The 22,379-nt window shown below is 43.0% G+C and carries 18 protein-coding genes; all 18 read right to left on the bottom strand.

The features are described from left to right. Positions 1–29: 29 nt before the first annotated feature. Positions 30–1,232, bottom strand: coding sequence for an MFS transporter (locus tag OCK74_RS11600; RefSeq protein WP_279297204.1), 1,203 nt, complete (start codon positions 1,230–1,232; stop codon positions 30–32). 173 nt (positions 1,233–1,405) lie between these two features. Then, positions 1,406–2,062 (bottom strand): CoA transferase subunit B, encoded by a 657-nt coding sequence (locus tag OCK74_RS11595; RefSeq protein WP_279297203.1) that lies wholly within the window; start codon positions 2,060–2,062, stop codon positions 1,406–1,408. A 3-nt stretch (positions 2,063–2,065) separates the two neighbouring features. After that, positions 2,066–2,764 (bottom strand): CoA transferase subunit A, encoded by a 699-nt coding sequence (locus OCK74_RS11590; protein ID WP_279297202.1) that lies wholly within the window; start codon positions 2,762–2,764, stop codon positions 2,066–2,068. A gap of 17 nt (positions 2,765–2,781) precedes the next feature. Next, positions 2,782–3,963, bottom strand: a complete 1,182-nt coding sequence (locus OCK74_RS11585) for a thiolase family protein (protein ID WP_279297201.1) — start codon at positions 3,961–3,963, stop codon at positions 2,782–2,784. A gap of 10 nt (positions 3,964–3,973) precedes the next feature. After that, the gene (locus OCK74_RS11580) at positions 3,974–5,563 is read right to left on the bottom strand and encodes a glycoside hydrolase family 43 protein (RefSeq protein ID WP_279297200.1); all 1,590 of its coding nucleotides are present in this window, start codon (positions 5,561–5,563) and stop codon (positions 3,974–3,976) included. A gap of 78 nt (positions 5,564–5,641) precedes the next feature. Then, entirely contained in the window at positions 5,642–9,049 is a 3,408-nt protein-coding gene (locus OCK74_RS11575) for a glycosyl hydrolase (protein ID WP_279297199.1), read from the bottom strand. A 33-nt stretch (positions 9,050–9,082) separates the two neighbouring features. Next, positions 9,083–10,219, bottom strand: coding sequence for an FAD-dependent monooxygenase (locus OCK74_RS11570; RefSeq protein WP_279297198.1), 1,137 nt, complete (start codon positions 10,217–10,219; stop codon positions 9,083–9,085). Between the two features lie 143 nt (positions 10,220–10,362). Further along, complete coding sequence (locus tag OCK74_RS11565; RefSeq protein ID WP_279297197.1) at positions 10,363–11,277, bottom strand: fumarylacetoacetate hydrolase family protein; 915 nt, start codon at positions 11,275–11,277, stop codon at positions 10,363–10,365. A gap of 22 nt (positions 11,278–11,299) precedes the next feature. Then, on the bottom strand, positions 11,300–12,403 hold the full coding sequence (locus tag OCK74_RS11560; RefSeq protein WP_279297196.1) for an alpha/beta hydrolase family protein: 1,104 nt from the start codon (positions 12,401–12,403) through the stop codon (positions 11,300–11,302). 38 nt (positions 12,404–12,441) lie between these two features. Then, complete coding sequence (locus OCK74_RS11555) at positions 12,442–13,434, bottom strand: VOC family protein (protein ID WP_279297195.1); 993 nt, start codon at positions 13,432–13,434, stop codon at positions 12,442–12,444. 536 nt (positions 13,435–13,970) lie between these two features. Beyond that, entirely contained in the window at positions 13,971–14,834 is an 864-nt protein-coding gene (locus OCK74_RS11550) for a helix-turn-helix domain-containing protein (RefSeq protein ID WP_279297194.1), read from the bottom strand. Positions 14,835–15,428: 594 nt separating this feature from the next. Further along, positions 15,429–17,033, bottom strand: a complete 1,605-nt coding sequence (locus tag OCK74_RS11545) for a GMC oxidoreductase (RefSeq protein ID WP_279297193.1) — start codon at positions 17,031–17,033, stop codon at positions 15,429–15,431. Then, positions 17,033–17,953, bottom strand: coding sequence for a hydroxypyruvate isomerase family protein (locus OCK74_RS11540; protein WP_279297192.1), 921 nt, complete (start codon positions 17,951–17,953; stop codon positions 17,033–17,035). The genes OCK74_RS11545 and OCK74_RS11540 overlap by 1 nt, the downstream gene beginning before the upstream one ends. 121 nt (positions 17,954–18,074) lie before the next feature. Next, complete coding sequence (locus OCK74_RS11535) at positions 18,075–19,097, bottom strand: sugar phosphate isomerase/epimerase family protein (protein WP_279297191.1); 1,023 nt, start codon at positions 19,095–19,097, stop codon at positions 18,075–18,077. Continuing rightward, positions 19,098–19,499: a C-glycoside deglycosidase beta subunit domain-containing protein gene (locus OCK74_RS11530; protein ID WP_279297190.1), complete on the bottom strand. Its 402-nt coding sequence runs from the start codon at positions 19,497–19,499 to the stop codon at positions 19,098–19,100. 70 nt (positions 19,500–19,569) lie between these two features. Beyond that, a complete protein-coding gene (locus OCK74_RS11525; protein WP_279297189.1) occupies positions 19,570–19,968 on the bottom strand; it encodes a C-glycoside deglycosidase beta subunit domain-containing protein in 399 nt (132 codons plus the stop codon). A gap of 67 nt (positions 19,969–20,035) precedes the next feature. Continuing rightward, positions 20,036–21,058 carry a sugar phosphate isomerase/epimerase family protein gene (locus OCK74_RS11520; protein WP_279297188.1) on the bottom strand — a complete coding sequence of 341 codons (1,023 nt, stop codon included), beginning with the start codon at positions 21,056–21,058 and terminating at the stop codon, positions 20,036–20,038. 48 nt (positions 21,059–21,106) lie between these two features. Continuing rightward, entirely contained in the window at positions 21,107–22,348 is a 1,242-nt protein-coding gene (locus OCK74_RS11515) for an MFS transporter (protein WP_279297187.1), read from the bottom strand. Positions 22,349–22,379: the final 31 nt, after the last annotated feature.

The following is a 22,379-nucleotide window of genomic DNA, read 5'->3' as shown; positions in this document are numbered from 1 at the left end:
CTTTATAAAAATTTCGAAAGGATACTAATTCAAAGTTTCCTTTTGGTTGAAAAAAACAAGTTGAGAATAGCCATGACCAAACATAATATTCCAAGAACCATAAAGGCATTTAAAAGGCTACCTGAAAGACTCCGGACTCCGGACACAACTAATGGTGAAATAAACTGGCCGAGAAAAAAGGCAGTGGTCCAGAATCCCATGCCTCTGCCCCTGAATTCAGCAGGAAGCAGTTGCAAGCTCCAGGGAACCAAAACCGGGATGGTCAGCCCGATTCCAAGTTGTGTTATGAATGCAGCTATGACAACGAAAATTTCATTTTGAGCAAAGCCTATTCCTGTTAAGCCGACAGCATAGAAAAATCCCATTAGAGCCAGGTGATAATGGATAGATCTTTTGGCAACCAATTTATACATCAAAGCACCCACTGGTGCGCCAATACTTGCAATGGCACTGTAGTTCCCGATTTTCACCTGATTCTTGATACCTATTGCGTCGAGAACCAAAGAGAAATGAAGTGTATAAGCAAAGTAAATAATACTTGTTATAAGTGTGGTAATGCACAAAGTCAAGATGATGCTAACTGGCCACCGTGTAGGTGACAATACTTCGAACTTTACATCTTTGTTTTTAATGTGGGGTTCAAAAATAAATAGGTAAGTCGCTATTAAAGTAATGAAAGAAATGCTATAGATCAGAAATGGGTATTGCCAGCCAAAAGATGCCAAATAGCCACTAAACGACAAAAGCAAAGTAGCTAAAAAAGTACCTGTTACACTTTGAATGACGATCCATTTTGCCCGTTCTTTTGGTTCAAAATAATCGCCCCACAAAGTATTGCCAATCGTCAGAATAAAAGCTTCACCAATACCCAGCAAAAGCCGGCTGGCAAACAGCAGGGAAAAACTATGGATAAAAAAGGGCATTACTCCGCCAATACCATAAAGAAAAGTAATAAATAAAAGTAAGTTTCTCCTGCCCAGCTTATCAGCCAAATATCCTGCAAAAGGCGAGAGCAGGGCCACACACAACCCTGGCGCTGCCAAAACCAATGGGGCAAGCGTATTAATGTTTGGGACATCCTTGAAATACTCCATTATAGCAGGCACTACGGGAACTAGAGCAATGATTGCCATCATCGGCAGCATGTTGATGAGTATAACAACTAAGGCCTGAGGAAGACCAGCCCTTCGGGCAGTTGAAATTGGATGGGCAATCGTTTGGCTTTCGATCATGGCAAGCGTTTCAGTAAAATGTAAAATTTAATTGCTGATTTCAAACTAAAGTTCAGCCTAATTTCGACTGAATTAGCTATCAGAAAAAAGCTTTTTACTATCAGTTTCAATCAATTTTAATAAAAAAGCCCCCTGTAGAAACAGCGGGCGTAACGATTGTTTGCCAAGACTCTTTAAAATTGCATTTCCGGCACCTCACCTTCAAAAATGAGTTTTCCCTCTGTAGACCTCCTGATCTCTTCTACTGTAACACCCGGAGCTTTTTCCAATAGTTTAAAACCGCCTTCCGGAATTATCTCAAGCACCGCCATTTCGGTTACTATTTTTTTTACGCAACGAACACCCGTCACAGGCAACGTACACCGTTTAAGCAATTTGGATTTGCCTTCCTTGTTCACATGTTGCATCGCAACAATGATATTTTCAGCCGATGCCACCAGGTCCATGGCACCTCCCATGCCCTTAACCATCTTGTCTGGGATCTTCCAATTCGCGATATCCCCTTCCTCCGAAACTTCCATGGCGCCCAGTATAGTCAAGTCAATATGACCGCCCCGGATCATCGCAAAACTATCAGCAGAACTAAACAGCGAAGCTCCCGGCAGCATGGTTACGGTTTGTTTGCCTGCATTGATCAGATCGGCATCCACTGCTCCTTCAGTGGGAAAAGGACCAATACCCAGCAACCCATTCTCAGACTGAAGCACCACTTCAATACCCTCTGGTATATAGTTGGCCACAAGGGTGGGTATGCCAATACCCAAGTTGACATACATGCCATCCTTCAATTCCCGTGCAATTCTCTTTGCTATTTGGTGTTTGTCTAACATGAATTAATTTTTACTGATCGTTCTTTGTTCAATTCTTTTTTCATAGCCACTACCCTGAAAGATCCTTTTGACGTAAATGCCGGGCGTATGGATCTCATTGGGATCCAATGTGCCCGCAGGCACCAGTTCTTCTACTTCTGCTATAGTAATCTTTGCAGCCGTAGCCATCATAGGACTGAAGTTGCGGGCTGTACCCCTGAAGATCAGGTTACCAGCTGTATCACCCTTCCATGCCTTTACGATGGCATAATCTGCTTTCAACCAACTTTCCATCAGGTACTCCTTTCCATGAAATGCTCTTACTTCCTTTCCTTCCGCCACTTCTGTACCCACCCCTGCTGGAGTAAAGAAAGCTGGAATGCCAGCCCCTCCTGCCCTGATTCGTTCAGCTAGTGTACCCTGTGGAAGGAGCTCAACCTCCAGTTCTCCGGACAAGAGTTGCCGTTCAAACTCCTTGTTCTCGCCAACATAGGAAGCAATCATTTTCTTCACCTGCCCCTTTTGAAGCATTAGGCCAATACCGTAATCATCCACTCCTGCATTGTTGGAAATACAAGTGAGATTCTTTACGCCTTTGCGTAATAATGCCGCAATGCAGTTTTCTGGTATGCCACACAAGCCAAAGCCGCCTAGCATAAGCACAGCGCCATCTTCAATACCGGCTATGGCTGCATCGGCACTTGCTACTACTTTATTGATCATACTTATTTTGAGTTCTTTTAAATACTTTCTATTACCATCGCACTGGCTCCGCCTCCGCCATTGCAAATGCCGGCTGCCCCTATTTTCCCGCCTCTCTTTTGTAAAACATTGATGAGCGTAACTAGGATCCTTGCACCACTGCAGCCTAATGGATGTCCCAGGGAAACAGCCCCTCCATGAACATTAACTTTAGATGGATCAAGGTTCATTTGCTGTGTGTTGACAATACCCACTACACTAAAGGCCTCATTGAGTTCAACATAATCTATATCCTTTAGCTCCAGGCCTGCCTTTTTCACGGCTTTGGGTACTGCAATACTGGGCGTGGTAGTAAACCAGGTGGGCTCCTGTTCGGCATCTGCATAACTGAGGATTTTGGCGATTGGTTTCAGGCCGAGTTCCTCTGCTTTTTCTTTACTGCACAAAACAACAGCAGCGGCCCCATCATTCATGGTGCTTGCATTGGCAGCCGTTACCATACCTTCTTTTCCAAAGGCGGGCCTAAGTGAAGCGATTTTGTCAAATTGCACATTCCAGGGCTCTTCGTCTTTATCCACCACCACATCTCCCTTTTTTGAAGGAATCACTACTGGCACTACTTCGTCTTTGAATTTACCTTCATTCCACGCGGCCTGGCTACGCTTGTAGCTTTCTATGGCAAAAGCATCCTGCTCCTCTCGATTGATCTTGTTTTCTGCAGCACAGATATCAGCGGCACAGCCCATAGCAAAATGGCTGTAGCAATCTGTCAAACCATCTTTTTGCAGTCCATCGATCAGGGCAGTTTCTCCATACTTGTGGCCCCAGCGCATGTTGGGCACATAAAAGGGAGCCGCACTCATGTTTTCCATGCCTCCGGCAATGACGATATCAGCATCTCCAAGCAATATGCTTTGAGCTCCTTGAGCAATGGCTTTCATACCACTGGCGCAGACTTTATTCACGGTAGTGCAAACCACCTTATCTGACAGTCCTGCATATTTGGCTGCTTGTCTTGCAGGTGCCTGTCCTAGGTTAGCCTGCAGCACACAACCCATCAGCACTTCATCTACCTGGTCAGCTTGCAGACCGGCTCTTTCTAAAGTGCTCTTGATCGCAATAGCTCCCAGCCTGGGTGCCGGCACATCTTTTAATGCACCACCAAAGCTCCCAATTGGTGTGCGTACTGCTGATAATATATATACTTCCCTTGTTGTCATCAGAATATTTTTAAAGTTGTTTAGGTCCATATGTAAACCAATCAAAGTCTGCCGGTGATTGGGATTTCTGTCCATTGCCTGTAGCATAAAGCCCAATGTAAACTCCGGTAAATCCACCGGCGGTTTCAGAACTCAAAAAACGTGTGTCCACTCCGCCAATCTTTTGAAATGAGTGATCCCCCTGCGCATATTCAAAAGCGTAATATTCCTCCGTACCTGTTATTTTAAGTTGGATAGGGCCATCCTGCAGCAGAACTTCTTTTTCTGTATGGTGAATTCTTCCAAGATTATAGGTAAGCACAAGCACACGTTTGCCATCAATATTTTTCACCGACAAATCATAGTGATAGGAAATGTCTTTGAATAACGTTATTCCAGCTTCTTCATTTGGCTTTTTTGGATTGAAGTCAAGCTGCGTAGTAGCCCCGAAATCAAAATGTTGCTGTCTTCTTCCAACAAAGGTGACGTCTGGCAATTGATGGAGTGAAGAGTCACTCCCCATTAATCGTAAATAGCCTTTTCGGGCAGTAAGAGAGTAGTTTGCTTCATTAGGATTGTTAAGATAGTTCCATTCGAAGCCTAATTTTTTTTCATTAAAGTCTTCTTTCTGAGAAGATGTTTTTTGTAAGACTGGTCCAGGCAGTGAAGATGCTTCCATCTTGAAGGAAACCGTTCCGTCACCATTCACAACCGGCCAGGCATTTCTGTCCCACCGAACAGGTGCCAAAAACGTCTCTCGCCCAAGAATCTGATGTGAATTCAAATGGCGAAAAGCGTGTGCAATCATAAACCATGAACTGTCCTGTGTTTGCACTAAGTCGCCGTGACCCACTCCTTGAATTGGACTTGTTTCTGCATTGGCATTGATGTGCGTTAAAATCGGGTTGGCCGGATTACTCAAATAAGGACCATCAATGTATTTGCTTCTTGCAATAGCAACCTTGTGTCCGTATTCAGTTCCGCCTTCGGCAATCATCAAATAATACCAGCCATCTTTTTTGTAAAGGTGTGGCCCTTCTGCAAAACGGGCACCGGTGCCGGTCCAGATATTTTTGGGAGTTGTGAGCAATTTGCCCGTCTTATTATCAATTTCTGACAAGTGAATGCCTTTGTTTGGGTTTGGTCCCCAATTGACAGTAGATGTGACATATACTTTTCCATCCTCGTCAAAAAACAAACTGGGATCAATGCCTTGAACTTCTGTCCAAATGGGATTGGACCATTCACCTGCAGGATCTTTAGCGGTAACATAAAATGTTCCTTTAGAAGTTATGTTGGTGGTAATCATATAAAACAACCCATCATGGTACCTGATAGTTGGTGCGAATATTCCCATTGTTACGCCTGCTTTCTCAAGAGGCAGCTGTTCTTTTCTTGTCAGGGCATATCCTATTTGCTGCCAGTCAACCAGGTTTTTGCTGTGAAAAATGGGAACACCTGGAAAATAGCCGAAACTGCTATGCACCATATAATAATCATCACCTACCCTGCACACACTAGGATCAGAATAAAATCCGGGAATGACAGGATTTTGATACGTAACCTGTGAATACACTACAACATGCAAGAAGATTGTGACAATAAGAAATACTCTTTTCATAATGAATAGTACTTAGTCTATTGATAGCAAAAATGTCTGGTCTCACACTTATCAATAAGAGGCATTGTTACAGAATCACTATTGAATGATCTGCAATTTCACAGGCCCCAACAAACCCGAAGGCTGTAACGGCGAATCAGCTTTGTAAAAAGGCATAGTAGTATAGGTTATCTTATTTGCTACCCCCGGTTGCTGGTCACCAATTAAGCGGTTAACCCACAGGTTAGTGACCTTTATCTCCAGCTTATTGGTACCTGCTTTCAAGGCATTCGTTGCGTCTACCCGGAATGGTTTTTTCCATACAATACCCAACGGTTTATTGTTTACTGTGACTTCGGCAAGGTTCTTTACATCTCCCAAATCAATCCATAGTTGCGAACCGCTCTTGATAGCACTTGCAGGTACATCGATGTTCTTTGTATACATTGCTGTGCCAGAGAAATATTTGATGCCAGCATCGCTGCTCTCGGTGTATGAAGCCAGCTTGTCAAACGTTGCATTGGCTGGTGCTCCACGGCCGGGTTGAAAAGAAACCATCCAAGGACCTTCGATGTTCATAACTTCTTTTGCTGTTTTTGCTGGCAAACGAAGAGATGTTTTTGTTGCTAGCGTTTGGAACACCACAAATACGGCATCATTGGGCGTTAAGTTAAGATTGACTTTTGTCACTCCATTTGCAATGGTAAAAGACGCAGGCTCTGTTCTTCCGGTTTCAGGATGCCATATCTGTGGTACTTTACCTGTGATCCGAAAAGTTGCTTCAACATCTTCATTTCTGTCGTTACGGTTGTTGACCCAATAAATATCACCATTTATAAGCCTGCGGTGTACATAAAGAAGCTTTGTGTTCGGTTGTTGTTTGACGTAAGTAAAGTCAGGTGGAATATTCAGGTCATTGAGAACTTCCTGGATGGTTTTGCCTGTATAAACTTTTCCGCTTACTGATGCTTTCGAGCTGGGTTGTGTACCCCAGACCTCGTTCACCAAACGCTGAAACTCCTGCTGATCGTCTTTCAGGCTGGGTGTGTTTTCCGGCTTTATACCACTGATCGTAGCACCAGCTTTCGCCAATTGAGCGATCTTGCGTAGTACGGGCAAAGACATCTTTTTAGCATTGCTGTCCAACACCAACACACGATAACTCATGCCTGATGGAGTTACCAGCCGCCCATCTCTTACAGACAACAAATGAATGAGTGCATCGGCATTGATAAAGTCAAAATTGTATCCTTCCGGAACATCCGGCAATTTCTTTCCAAATAAGCCGGTGATGTTGTTGTCTTCGCCATAATAGTACACCACATCCGCCACAAACTTTCCCTGCTGCAGTAGGTAACAGCTGCGCGATAAATAAGCTGTCCAGGCCCTGGCCTGCTCTGCCCATGTTTCATGACGGGTAAACCATTGTCCAACCGAGCCCAAACCTAGGCCGGGAAATTGATCATCCAATGGCTGGTGAACAGAGGTATGAATCACAAACCGGTTCAAACCACTCGCCAGTTCTAAATCAGCTGTTGGTTTTAAATTTTCAGGCGCATAGGACCACGCTTTACCGCCAGTACCAGCAGCCGTCAGGGATTCAGCTGCTGCAAGGTTTTGTCCATAGATATGAGCAACCGATGCTGATTCCCGTATGTCAGCCTGATAAACCATTTGGTCATCACCTTCAAACTTTGGCATCCACATAGCCGACATAGGCACGGCAGCGGTGCGTTTGACATCCATGCCATCAGCAATCAGGGCTCGTCGGTCTTCATGCGACTCTGAGTACCGCTTCATCCCGTATTGTTGGAGTATGTTGGTAAGACCATCATAGTGATATTCGGCAAGCATTTCACTCAACGTCTTCCGAAAATCCCAAAGGAAGCCATCACTTGCCTCCATGCTTTTTACCACATGCCCCGTTAACACCGGCATCCAGGGCAGCATACTATAACCACGGCGCTTTTGAAACTCCTGCATCATATTCGGAGTCCAATTCTGCGCACCGGCTTCCCAGCTATCCGTAATGACGTATTGTAAACCACCATTGCGACCCATCAAGCCACCGGTTACACTTTTATACTGGTCCAAATACTGGGTGAAATATTTTTTTATAGAAGCTGGGTCTAGTTTATCCACTTCTAATCCGGTAGCTTCAGGAGAGGCAGGATGATTGGTAATACCCAGCAATGAGTACCCAAAACGTACGATGTTCCAGTTGCCGGGTGGAACTGTCCAGTTGAGCGTTCCATCTTCGTTCAACTTGTCTGTTACATCTACCACTTCATCAATATTGATAGCATCTGTTGTTGCTGGCGTCGCTTTTTCATAAAGTCCCGTGGAGGGTGCAAAAGCAGCCTTCTCCTCAAACATGTGTACACGTGTTACAGGAGATAAGACAAGTTCCGCAATCTCGGTTCCCAACGGAGCCTTTGGTGGCGGCATTCCCGGTATTCCAATCATTGCAGCGAAATCAGGCGGTGTTGGTGGGTTTTGAAACGTAATCCGGAAATATTGAGCTGTTGTAACAGGTATAACAATCGTCTGCTCAAGCACATCGCCCGCCGGTAAATAACAAATCCATTTAAAGACTTGTCCATCATCGCTCACTTCCAAACTGCGGGTATCCTTTAGTTCACCATACAAGCCAAAAGGACCTTTGTCACCACCCCCAACCAGGGTAATGGCTTTGATGGTTTGTGGTTGAGCAAAGGCAAACTGTATCCAGGCAAAACCTTTGGTTGAATCAGAAGGTAAGAGACTTGTCTTGGCAAGGTCACCATCAGTTAATTGTTGAAGGTTAAAGCTGCCACCGCTCGATGAAATTGATGGTTTTAATTCGCTTAATAAAACATCTGCTTTCGGCACTTTGTAGGCAATAATTTTAATGTCTTTGTAAAACGTAGGATGACTTTCTTCCGCTGCTGTAGCACCAAATTCCGGCTGCTTTGGAATGTTCTGAAACGGGCCGGTTGTCGAAGGTGGTTGCGGCAAGCGAATAGTTGTACTACCACCATGCACTTGTGTTTCCGACCAAACCAGTTTTTTCATCCCTTCTTCAGGTTTCACCCAGGGACCACCACTTTCGCTCCAACCGGGAGAGCCGGCTATGGCCATTTCTAATTTTAAGGAGTCAGCTAGTTTAGTGGTGAACCGGAACGCATCTTTCCATTCCGGTGTCATGTACACAAGGCGCTTCTCCACGATCTGTGGTGTATGAAGAGCTGCGTCAAAGTTTTGAAAACCTCCAATGCCGGAGCGATGCATCCATTCCAGATCTTTTCTAATACCTTCTTTGGTTACATTACCATTCATCCAATGCCACCACACGCGAGGCTTGGCTGCTTGCGGCGGATTTTGAAAATGGGACAATAAGGAATCAGCTGCTTTTTGAGCATGAATTCCAATATGACAAAGAAGAAATAGCAACACTATAAGTTTGCAACGAATGCGCTCTTTCCTTATTTCTGGCTGCAGAATTTCAGTAATACAAAAAGTCTTCAAGGTTTCTATGTTGGTTTTAAAACAGGTGTATGATTAAATGGGTTGCATCATGGCCGCCGAGGCTTTTCCTATGATGGCACCAAGATTAGTTCCTTCAGGTAACCGTCCCTTCCAGTCCAACTGTTCCAATTCACCGAGTTGTACAGAAGTATCCACCACCATTTTACAACGTGCCAGGCGTCGGTCCATAAATTTATGAAGCGCTTCTTCCACTTCGCTTTCTTTTTGAAGCAATTCAGCCAATACAATAGAATCCTCCAAAGCAAGGCCTGCACCTTGCCCCAACTGCGGAATGGTGGCATGCACCGCATCACCAATCAACACTACTCTATTTTCATACCAGGGTGCCGGCACAAACAAGACCTCCAATGGCCGGTACACCACTTTTTTAGGATCGGTAATTTCATCCACTACTTTTTTGATCATGGGTGCAGAATATTCTCCAAGCCAGGCCCTCATACGAGGTACTAATTCATGTTCCGGAATAAAAGGATTGTCTTCCCCTTCCGAAGTCACAAGGAACATATACATTGTATCAGCGGTCATGGGAATCAAACCTGCTTTAGAGTGCCTGCCCATGAACATATAACCGGTCTCTAATTCAGGTAAACGCTTGAAGGGATAACGCCATACCGACTCATTGGTATAACGGGGCTTATAGTTTCCGAATACAAGGCTCCGTACCTTGGAATTGATGCCATCGGCTCCAATGAGCAGATCGTAAGTGCCGGTGCTGTCATCAGTAAATTGCACGCTTACTTCTTCTCCTTTGTTTTCAATGGCTGCAACACTGGTACCCATACGGAAAACCACACCCTGCTTTACAGCCTCCTCATAAAGGATCTCATGAAGAATTCTTCTGGAAATGCCGTTGTGACTGGGAAGACGGCCTATTGATGGTACACCTACTTCTGTAAAGACATGCCCTGCAGCAGTGCACATTTTCACCATGCCATAAGGAGAGCCCCGTCGCAAGGCTTCTTCAGCCAGTCCCAGCGCATCTAAAGCTCTCAGGGCATTAGCAGGCTGGATAATGCCCACTCCATAGACATTGAACTCCTTGTGGAGTTCAGCAATAGTAACAGAACAGCCATTTTTGGCCAGGGCAATACCGGAAGACAACCCTCCAATGCCGCCACCTACAATCAATACTTTATTCACTGTTGGCATAACAATCATTTTATCGTTAGTAAAGTTTCAAATCAGTTTAGTTTACCCCTTTTCATTTCAGATTTCGGCGGGTCGCTTCAATTAAAAACACTCTTTACTGTCAAGGGTTCCGAAATCCGAAATCCCACATCCGAAATGGTTATTCACACAACATAGTTCCTCAAAACTCCGATCCCTTCGATCTCAAACTCCACAACATCACCCCGTTCTAAAAAGCGGTGTGCTTCTCCCCCTGTCTCAATCAAACTCCCCCATCCTACCGTACCTGAACCAAGGATATCGCCCGGGTAAAGGGTGACACCATTCTCTGAGGCTCTTTCGATCATCTGTCCAAAGGTGTAATGAATGGTATTGAAATTTCCTTCACAAATGACTTGTCCATTGATCTTTGCGATCATGCGCACATTGAATCTTCCATTATCCTGCAGATATTGGTTCATTTCATCCCTTGTCACAATGCAGGGACCAATGGCATTAGCAAAATCCTTTCCCTTGGCTGGACCTAAATGCACTTTCATTTCAACTCCCTGGATACTCCTGGCTGTCCAGTCATTAAATACAGTATAGCCAAAGATGTAATCTTCAGCTTCTTCTGCCTTAATGTTCTTGCCTTTCTTACCGATAATGCAAGCCATTTCTAATTCATAATCCAGCTTTGTTTCTTTTGAGGGACGAGCGATCTCTTCTTCAGGTCCATAAATAGCCTGGTGATTGGTGAAATAAAAGATGGGCATTTCATACCACTCCTTGGCTATACTGTGTCCAAAGCGTGCCGCCGCATTCTGCAAATGTTGTTCAAATGAAACATAGTCTCTAAAGCTGCGTGGATTGGGCAGCGGTGCTAATAATTTTATTGCATCTAATGAATAAGTGGATTCAATATCTTCTAACCCTTGTTCTTTGATAATGGCAAAATATTGCTCATGGTGATCAATAAATTGGAGCATGTTGGCTGGCAGTGCACCCTTGCTAATCAAGTGCATGTCTACGACCCCATCCCCCTTTAACCAGCCTGCTCTTTCGGCTCCGTCTTTATTTTTGAAAGTAACAAGTTTCATTTTTTTCCAATTAGCATAAGACCTACAAAACAGTTTGCAGCCAATCAAACATGGGATTTACTTTATTAAAATTGTCCACATGGCAGTGTGATGAACCAGTGCCTTCTTTAGGCACAATGTTGATATGCTTTTCACATGTCAATGCATCGTACAACTTATAAGCATTCTCTACAAAGTTTTGCTTGTCATCTTCACCATGCGAGATAAACGTTGGCATGCTGATTTTTTCTGCCACTCCTTCTAAAGTAAAATTCTTCAGTTTTTCACGGGCTTCTGTCATATTGGTGGAACCGGTGATATGCATCATGATGCTTGCCAAGGAATGATTATCAGGACGGTTCTTCCAGATATCATAATAACTCCATACTGCTCCCCACACACAACACACTTTAAAACGTTTTTCAAAAGCTGCTGCTCTTGCAGCCATATAACCACCCATAGAAACAGCCATAATACCAATGCGTTTGGGATCTACAGGCAAATTGGCAACAGCCCAATCAAAGGCAGCAGTAGCTGGCACTTCATAATCATAACGGGTAAGCATATGCCGTAGGCGCAGTGATGCCCCCTGACCTGGACCATCCAGCATCAATAGGGAAATACCACGTTCTTCTAACTTCTGCCAGGGACCGAAATACAACTCTTCAGCCGTGGAGTCAAGGCCTCCAAACATGATCATCAAAGGACCATTTTCTTTCGCACCAGCTGGCTTTAAAAAGTAACCGGTCATTTCTGATCCCTCAAAAGGAACACGAACGAACTTGGGTGGATTAGGCAGCATGAAAGCTCCTTTCTGAAAGGCTTCTGTAGCTTTCAAATAACCTGGCACTTTACGAGGATCATCAGGTTTTAAGAAAAACTCAGAAGTACGCAAATAATTCGATGCTCTTAAGTAAGCTTGTCTTGCAGTAATGGAATATCCCTTTGCCATGGCCTCTTCTGCTACCGCCAAAGCTTCGTTTCCGGTTTGCGCCCAACTATCATGAAAACTCTTAAAATCTCCTGGTGTAATGCTTGAAGCTGCTTCCATACATTCAAAGACCTCTCCACCACCATAATGACTCTGCGTCAGTATTCGGTTTAGCTGGTAGGAGAACATATAATGATCCGGATAAAAATGCCACATGAGTTCTTACTCGTTTAAATAATTTCAAAAGCTGTCAATTAAATATCCTGCGGTTTCAACACACCTTCCGTAAGTCCCAGTTTCTTCCCTTTACCCATTTCTGCAAATGGGTTAGCAAGCCCCCAGGCGTCATTGGGATTATCTTTCAGGTAATGAACATCGGGTCCGTGATCGGGAGCAAAAATCAACCTGGCTCCTGCATAGAACTCGAATAAAACACCTGTCCCCGGATCAATTATATAAATGAAGAAACCCTCATCTGCCTTATGTCTGGTCGGGGCCCCCATTACACTCTTGTATCCTTTTTCTGTGAAATAATCTAGAGCCAGCAACACTTCTTCCCTGCTATCGAAATTGTAGCAGATATGATTCAGCACTCCTGCTCCTGCTTCTATATTAGGATCAGTAAATACAGCTACGTCATGAGAAAGATTACCAATGGTCCACAGCCCACCTACTGGTGGCAGCTCATCAGAGATTCTTACTTCATCCGGGTTCTTCAGTCCCATAGCTTTCCAGAAAGCTTTCTCCTCTGCATATTTGTATTTAGCCACCATATAGGTCACATGGTCAAACCGGCGAGGATTGACACCTAAGCGGCGGTTGGAGGCATAACGGTCGGCATAGATGCTGCCCTTCTCTCCTGTTTCTCTGAGCCACACCACATCCCAGAATACCTCATGGGTATGCCCATCCGGTGATTGAAAGCGGTAGGCTTTGCCATGACCAAGATCACCTTCAACCCAACCCAGGCCGGCACCTATACTTTCAAGATAGGCCACACAGTCTTCCAACGCTTCAAGACTATCTGCACGCCAGCCCAGGTGTCCCAGGCCTGGTTGATCACTCTTTGTAATTTTCAGCGTATGATGAAAATAATCACCCCATGCTCTAAAATAAACAGACTGCTCATCACGACCGGTTTCATCCAGTCCTACAACCTGGGTAAAAAAGTCTACCGACTCCTCCAGCTTAGAGCTATAAATTTCTATATGTGCTAATTGAGATAAGTAATGAGGATTTCTTGCCATTGTAATTAATTTTTTTCTGGAACTGATTAGTTGATGATATGAAATAAGTTGATGTTTTTTTAAAATACCAATGTAAATCAGCGTGTTTTGCGAAACTTCGATTGGTATTGTTGACGCTGTTTACAGGATTGCAAAGTGCATAAAGTGCCAGAGTAGAAGAGGAACCTGTGATAGCGGTACCCAAGCTTAAAATCAGGTTGTACTTTTTCATATTGCAAGCCAGTGTGTTTAAATTGATTAAATCACTTCTTTAGTTAATTTCGATCAATCACCTCCTAACAAAGTTGTGAAATAATAAAGGGTATAACACTATCATCTTGCGGCTATTCATTAACAATTTCAATCAATTTTTGAGAAACCTTATTTCAAATCTGCAAAAAAGAAAGAAGCCTGGCATTTAAAGGTCAACGATTTGGATAAAGTACTTTATAGCGAAATGGGAGCCCGGGCACCCTCTCTTATTTGCTGACGGAAATCGATTTCTTGAAGGTTTCCCGGTTCATAGTTGTACACTCAACCTGGGTATGTAAGGAAGATCAATTGAGCTGTCTATATTCAGTCGGTGTCAAACTGGTTTTGGTCTTAAAAAATCGAACAAAGTCGCTTAGGTATTCCTTTCCCACCTTATCAGCAATTTCACTGATGGATAATGAGGTTTGTTTCAATAGAGCTTTTGCTTCCAATAAGATCATTTCATCCAACAGGTCATGAGCAGATTTACCGGTTACAGCCTTTACACATTTGTTTAAATGATTAGGAGTCACGGCCAAAAGATCAGCATAAAGGGAGACTTTTTGCTTCTGATAAACGAACTGCATCAGCGCCTCTTTATATTGTTGTGTTACGCGGAAAGAAGCATTCTCCAAAAGTTTGGTGGCAGGTCCCATAAAACGCTTTACTTCAACAAAAAGTGCTAACAGGTAAATACCAATAACATCAAATTGTTGGGCATGTAGATCATACTCGCCTTTCAGTCGGCTTAAAAGATTGGTAATAGGATGTATAACTTGCTGCTCAACGTTTATAATTGGATTGCCTATAAATTGAAGGAAGGGAAATTCTTTCACAAGGTCATTAGGCTTATAATATTTAGTAAGGATTTCAGCATCAAAATGGCAATAGAATCCTTTAGCATCCCGGCTCATGATCTCATGTGTAGTAATTTGATAAGGTGGTAAGTAAAAGAAGGAAGGCGCCTCAATTTCATACTTGTCCAGCCCTTTAGTACGAACGCTGTGACCTTGTGTCAGGAAAATAAAATCATAAACGGTTTTACGATGTGGAGGAAGAGGAAATTTTATGTGCTCAATATAATCTTCAATCCGGTTAATATGGAAAAACTGTGATATACCCGTTTGAAGCGGCTGCCAATCTGCGTCACCAAAATGATGTTTATTCATTTCGGTGAGTTTAAGAACAGGTATTTGTACAGTTTTCAATGGCAAGTTTTTTATTGAACATCAATTTTACGGAAAATGTTATTGACTTTAGCCATTTACGCGCTGAATACCGAACTATTTACCTTATGATGGCTCTACTCCTCCAAGCTAACAGTTGCATCTTTATGACCACAATCCAAATAATACCAGAAATTTTCTACTTACCCCATGCTGACTCGATACCTACTCCATACTTAAGCCGTACCATAGGCGTACTTTAGCTATACTTTAAGCGTACCAAAGTCTATGCAACCTCGATCATCCTTCGATCATCCTTCGACCATCCTTCGACTATGCTTTGATCTGAATGCAGCAAATGCTCATAAATAAGGGGAAAACAACCTACAGGCAGAACGCCCTAAAAAGCCCTGAACGGAGGCAATGGAGCTGGGCCTAAAGGTACAAAACCAACCCCCACTTTCCAAGTTTTGCCCCCTTCAATTTACCTTTCTCCCATCCGTCATTCGAATCATTCATCATTCCCCTCCCCCTTCTTAAAAAAATAAGGAATGCCTTGCGGACATTCCTTTTACGCTAAAAGATATAGGTTAAATCTTAAGCAATTTCCGGTTTCCCTCTGAAAGTGTTTCGCTGTTCATATGATGAATTATGTTTCAGCAGTGAAATCACTTTCTCAGAGCTCCTGACGGCCAATGCAACGCTTGTCAAGGTTGGGTTGCAAGTTGTAGGCACTGGTAAAACGCCATTGCCTCCAACAAATAAATTGTCATAACCCCAAACATTTGAAAAGGTGTCGCAAACAGAGGTCCCATCATCTGCTACACCCATACGCACCGTGGCTTGCGCATGCAAGGACGTTCCTGCTGGCATTAATGTTTGTTCGCCTTCCTGGATCACTTTGCCAAAAGCCGCAGCAGCTTTTACCTGCTCCACTTTTGCACTTGCAATTTGGGCTCTGTCTTTTTCTGTCAATTGAAATTGAAAACTCATCTTCGGCATACCAGAATAATCCTGTTCTGTTTCCGAAAATTCAATGCAGTCTTCATATCGCATTTCCTTCAAACAGCCAATGCCCAGGCCAACAACATGTTTTGGATTGCCATGCGTTTCAATTTTCAACGGCGACACATCCATGTGCATAATTTGGGCATGAAACGGATGGCCCGGATCATCAAAAGGTACCAAGAAGACACCTATGGTTGGCTCTGTTCGGCTAGACTGATCGTACCGTTTGCCAAGCGTGGTATCAACCAGGTCATCTTTTAATTCAACAAAGCAGAAGATGAAAGGATGCTCATTCAGGTAATGTCCCAAAGCTTTTGGTCGAATACCCGATGCCCACAGCAATTGCGGCGTACGTAAGGCATCGCAGGCCACAATTACCAGCTTTGCTTTCACTTCTTCTCTTGTTCCGGAAGGAAGATGTTCGATCAGTGCGCCAGTAACATGACCGTCTTCCTTATAAAGTTGTCGACAGATAGTTTGATCTCGCAATTCAAAATTACCGGCATATCCGGGCTCTGCTAGGTCGCCCAGAATAACGTCAGGACCAACCCAATACCGCTCTCCTTTTTCATTTGTGATACAAGCCAGTGGCATTGGTTGCACCTTCCTGCCACTGGTAAGCTGCTCATTAAAAATATCGCCCAAAACTTTTTGAATAGCCAAACCTTCTGCACTTTCCGGAAAAGCTGATTGGGTAACACATAGCAGCTTTTCTGCCTTTGTAAGTGCCTGGTCCATTTCAACATCAGGTATAAACGGAATCCGCTCTGCATTCCCTGGCCTTGGACAGGCACATGTCCAGTGCGCTGCCATGCCACCTACATTGGTTGAGCAGGAAGCTGCAGGCATTTCATTGGCCTTCAGGTCTTCTGCATTTTCTGATACAAGGTGAGTACCCGGCCTTCCTAATAGGTCAATGCTCAATTCACCCATATTGACTGCGTTAGCTCGCTCTGTAACCGTAATCAATGGATACGGCTTTTGATGCGGTCCCTGCGAAAGTATTTGTGCCCTTTCCCGTTCCTGATCGTCTTCGATATTCTTCACATGCATTCCCGCTTTACCAGTAAGCCTAGGCCCCTTCTCAATCATTAGGATTTTTGTATCCGGAAGAGCATCTTTGATCAAGCGTGCATACGTTGCGCCAATAGGGCCACTGCCAACTATTAAAACATCTGTTTGAATTTGTTTCATCAGCTTAATAATTTTTCGCTGGTTATAGCAATTTCTTTTTCATTAAAATCATCACACCATCTATAGGTATTGATAACTGTCATTTCACCTTCTTCTCCGGACAGAGAATTATGATGTTCCATCCCTAATATGAATTCCTTGTTCGTAGCTTTTGACTTTTCAGCAATATGCTTAAAGATGTTCTTATAATTGATTTCACCAGTCATGGGCTCATTACGTCCCGGCTCATCTCCTACTTGAAAATAACCTATTTCATCCCAACATTGATCCATGTGATAGATCAGGCGCCCTTCATTTTTCTGCAAATGATACATGTCGAAAAGTATTTTACAACACTTTCTGTTCACCGCTTTACATAACAGGTATGCTTGGGTGGAAGTGCGTAGAAATAAACTCGGGTGATCACTTAATGGTTCCAGCACCATTGTAATTCCATGAGGTTCAAAAATATCGCATGCATAACGCAGTCCTTCAATAACATTAGCTGTTTGAATATCTAAAGGAAGCGAATAATCAAAAGTGTCTGCAACCACAGTAACATAACGTCCATTAAGCCGTTTGGCTGTTTCTACTACTTTATGGCATTGCTCCAGGAAAAGGGCACGCCATTCAACATTGCCTGATGCCAGTGTTGCTTTGGGTGGCCAAAATGTGGGCGGCAGAAGGAATGTTCCCATTTCCATACCCAAATTAGCTAATGTCTCTCCAATTTTATCCAGCAGTTCCGGCGGCTGCCCGACCATGCCAATTCCAAATGCCCGGGGAAAGTTTTCACCAACTCTGCCACTATCCTCAAAAGACCGGAATCCAGTATCGGCCATAAACCTTAATTGGTCGAATAGATCTTTTCCGGCCAGGTTTTCAAACATGCCGAAATGAGGCGCATAATTAAGATTGAATGAATATTTAGTTGTAGCCATTGATCAAATTGGGTTTTTATACTTCCAAATAGGTTTGCAAACAATCCACACATCTGTTTCAGTAGTACGAAATGCATGGCCTTTATGCAATCATAGAAGTAGTTTGATTGATAAAACTTGTTTACACAGTGCGTGCATATTCTTTTTCTTGAATATTTTCTAAAATCTTTTTACAAAGTGCGTGGTGTTTTTGCACCATTTCAAACCCTGTAAATTCATCGGTAAACGCTGTGCCTTCATATTCGCTTGAAACATATCCTCTGTATCCTCCTTCATAAAACACTTTCAAAATAGCCGCATAGTCAATCGAAGGCTCATCACCATGCTCGTCAAAACCATAAAACTTGCCATGTAGGTGAACTGTCTGCGGAATGATTTCCTTCCAGGCATTGACATCCTGCCGGCCATTCATACTGAATGCCATGTTCAGTCTTCCAATTTGAGGTGGAGTGGCTCCCAATGCTGATGCTCGCTCCTGCAATTCACCAAATTTGGCTGGTGTGGGTATATCTTTTTGCCAGATTTCTTTGGTGATGGCAATGAGTTCATCAGTGACACCTACCTCGCGAAAACTGTGTAGCAGCGCATCCGGAATTTGGCGCATGGAGGTACCAAAATCGGGAATGAATCCAAGGAATGGCGAATCCATTTCTTCATATAACTCACGCAGAGCAACAACGGCAGGGTGGTCAATCAGATAAGGCGTATGTAATTCCATACCTAGTTTGACATTTGCCTTTTCTGCAACCGGTACGAGCTTTTTGATGACTTCAGGCTTGGCTGTCATTTGAACACGAAGCACAGGAAAACCTAGCTTGTTTGCAGCCCATATTTGTGGAATAATGTATTCAACTGTTTCTTCAATAGTAAGAAGCCTGTCCCTTCTTATGGCCACATCAACATTTGCATCCAGGCAAGCTGGCTCAAAGCCAAATTGCTCAATCAATCTTCTGACATCTACAATTGTATTGTCGGAGAGATATGGAAAACCTTTCAGACTTTGAAAACCAATGATCTCAATTCCAGGTCCTAAGTTCAGTTCCCGCACTTTTGACATTAGTTGTTCCAATGAATACTTACCTGAATTCCACTCGAGTGCAAAAGAAAATAGGGAAGTACAGAGTTTTATATTGGGGTGTTTCATCTAATTACAGGTTAATTGTTTTGTTACAGTACTTGATGCTAACAAGGGGTTGCCTTCTCTGCCAACCAGTATATAGGGAATGAATAGATCCAGCTTAAACTCGATGTTATATTGTTTTCCCTTCTGTAAAGGTTCAACACCGTTTACGTGCAACCTGGCACCATCGGTAATGAAAAGCCACTCTTTGTATAAATTAGGCATTTCACTGAAAGGATATTTATTTCCATTGGCTTCAATAAAAACTTCACTTTCATCAATAGCTTGTCCATTAATGATGGCTTTGCAGCTCATACACGAAAGCGGCAATGATCGATACCAATGTGAATGGAATTGAAGCGTAAATCCGGTAGGAGTTGCTTGCAAAGCATCATCCGCAAGAATGAAATTATCTAATGGTCCCATTGTTTGAATTTGGATTGATGGTTCTGGACTTCATATTCTTGACACGAAATCCAATTCAGAATTGATTAGCCTAAGCAATAGAGATCGTTTTCTCACTATTCCTAATAGATGGAAATGGAAGATAAGCGATGCGCATGTTGAGCATTAAACGAACCTGGTGGTCGCCTTTTAATAATCCACCTTCCTTATCAATAATAATGTAAGCCACTTCACCCATATTCCAGCGGTCATCTACTGCTGATTCCATTTGTTCAAGCGTATAGGTGTTGCCATGTACATTAAACTTTATGTCTTCTTTTGGAACTTCTGCTCCGTCAATGTTTACGCCAATGTCTTCCAACAACGAAAGGGCAATACCACGATAATAAGGGAGCCTCGCTCCGAATTTGAAGCCAGTAATTTTTCCATTTTCAACGATGTTCTCCACATCTTTTTCAACAATCATATATTTTTCAAACATCTGTATCATCTTACTTTTTTTGAAAATTGTAATAGAATTTGTAATTAAACTTCAGACGGCTATTTCTTTAGTTGGTTCAAGCTTGAACAACAATTGATTTTTTATTAGGTGCAACTTCTTCTCCCAACAAACGTTTAAACATTTCTTGTTGACGCCGCACCTGTTCAACACTATCCACTTCATAAACATCCTGAATATGACGGTTACCTTCATACTCGCTGGATAAATAACCATTGTAACCGCCTTTGATTAATATCTGGATAATGTCCTCATATGGAATGCTGTATTCTGTACCATCATCTAACATTTCATAAAACTTAGCATGAATATGGAAGATGCGCGGTATGTGCTGAAGTAATGCAATGGGATTGTAATAGGTATTGTGCCTGGTGAGTTCTGCCACGGCTATATCGATCCGCCGTTTAGACATTTGTGATACCTGGGCAATGATATATTCAGCCATTATACCTTTCTCGTGCTGCTCGCATACGAATTCCACAATTTTTGGATCAGCACCTTCCCTGATCATTCTATCTGTTTGCACTCTGGCCAGGCGTTTGGTAAAGGCACCCATATCCGGAACAAAGCCCAGGTATTTGGACCCGGTTTTTTCCATCACCTCCCAATGCCTTGCCATCCAGGCACTGTTGATGTGCCAGGGCGAATGCACTTCAATTCCGATTTTGATATCGTATTCTTCGGCATAAGGAGCCGCTTTCTCCATGAGTTCAGGAGTGATGTTCACAATGGCTCTCATGATTTTGAACCCAAGACGCTTGGCAAATTTTAAATCCCTGATGATAGATTGCAGAGCCTCATCATCTGAATAATATTTTCCTTTGGTCATGGTATAATCAAGCATAAAGTCGTGGCAGACCGGTGTTACGCCGTATTTATCCATCCATCCGAACCACTGGTCTACAAACGCATCTGTTAATTTGGGAAACCCCCAGATACTCTGTTCGCCTAAGATCTCTATACCAGTTGCACCAGTTTTAGCTACAGCCGCAATGCAATCTTCCAATGACATTTTTTGAAGAAAAAATTCTTCCTGATAACTGTATAGACTTACACCTCGTTTAATTTGATGATTAGACATGTTCATAATTTAATATTGTAGATAAGAATTGATTTTTTGTAATAAATTTTACAATGATTTTGCTCCCTTATTTTGCCAATAGAACTTTGGAAGCCACACTAAAACCGCAAGCAACAGGCAAATAATACCTACAACCATAACTGTTGTGAGTATGCCGCCAGTCAGGTAATTGATATAGCCAACAACCAATGGGTTTACAAATTGGCCAATAAAGAAACTCGCTGCCCAAAATCCCATGCCCAGGCCTCTGTGTTCAGATGGCAGGCTTTTGAGCGCCCATGCTACCAATGTAGGTACAGTTAAACCAACAGCTACTTGTTGTATCCATGCTGTAGCAACAATCCATTTTTCATGATGAACTATACTCATACCGATGTATCCAATACCCATCAAAGCATAAATAAGCAGCAGAAGAAAAAATATAGAACGCCCGGAAATTTGTTTAAACAGATACGCACCTAAAGGAACCGCAATACTGGCAATAGCGGTGATCATTCCAATTTTACTTTCATTGGTAATACCATTGGCAGTTAATACAAGAGAGAAGTGAATGATGTAAACATAATAGATAACAGAAGAAACAAGCGTTACCAAACATATCCAGGATATTGTCCGCCATGGAAAGGCCTCCATATTGACAGGTGCTTGTTCTTTTTCTTTATTCTGTTCAGGTTCCCACAAATAAAACCACCCGGCAATAAAGATGGGAAAAGCAAGTGCGTATACGATGAATGGCCACTGCCATCCCTTTCCAGCTAAAAAGCCACTCCCGTAAATAATAACAGTTGCCAACACAGGACCAACAACACCTTGAACTGAAAGCCATTTAGGCCTTTCATGCTCTGCAAAATAATCAGCAAGCAATGCATTACCAATTGTCAACACAAAGGCTTCTGCTATTCCAAGTAGTACTCTGCCAACCATAACCGCCCAAAAGTTTTCCAGGAAAAAAGGAATAACACCACCAATCCCATAAATGAACATTGCAATAAGTATCAAGCGACGACGGCCAAACAAATCACTCAGTCTTCCTGCAAACGGAGAGAGTATCGCAATACACAATCCTGGAGCAGTCAATAACATTGGCACCAACACTTGGTGATTAGGGATGTAATTAAAATGCACCATCAAAGTGGGTAATGCAGGAGCCAAACCAATAATGGCCATAATGGGCAAAAACATCGCGAAGATCAATGTCCAGGCCTGTCCTGCACCAGCTTTACGCTGAACCGATACAGGCCGATTGATGTATGCTGTTTGATTCATGTTGATGACTGCTGTTCCTTTCATGGTTAGGTATGTTTAATCGTAGCTTAAAAAT

Source organism: Paraflavisolibacter caeni (genome assembly GCF_025628885.1).
GTDB lineage: Bacteria > Bacteroidota > Bacteroidia > Chitinophagales > Chitinophagaceae > Flavisolibacter > Flavisolibacter caeni.
This window is presented reverse-complemented; position numbering and strand designations above follow the sequence as displayed.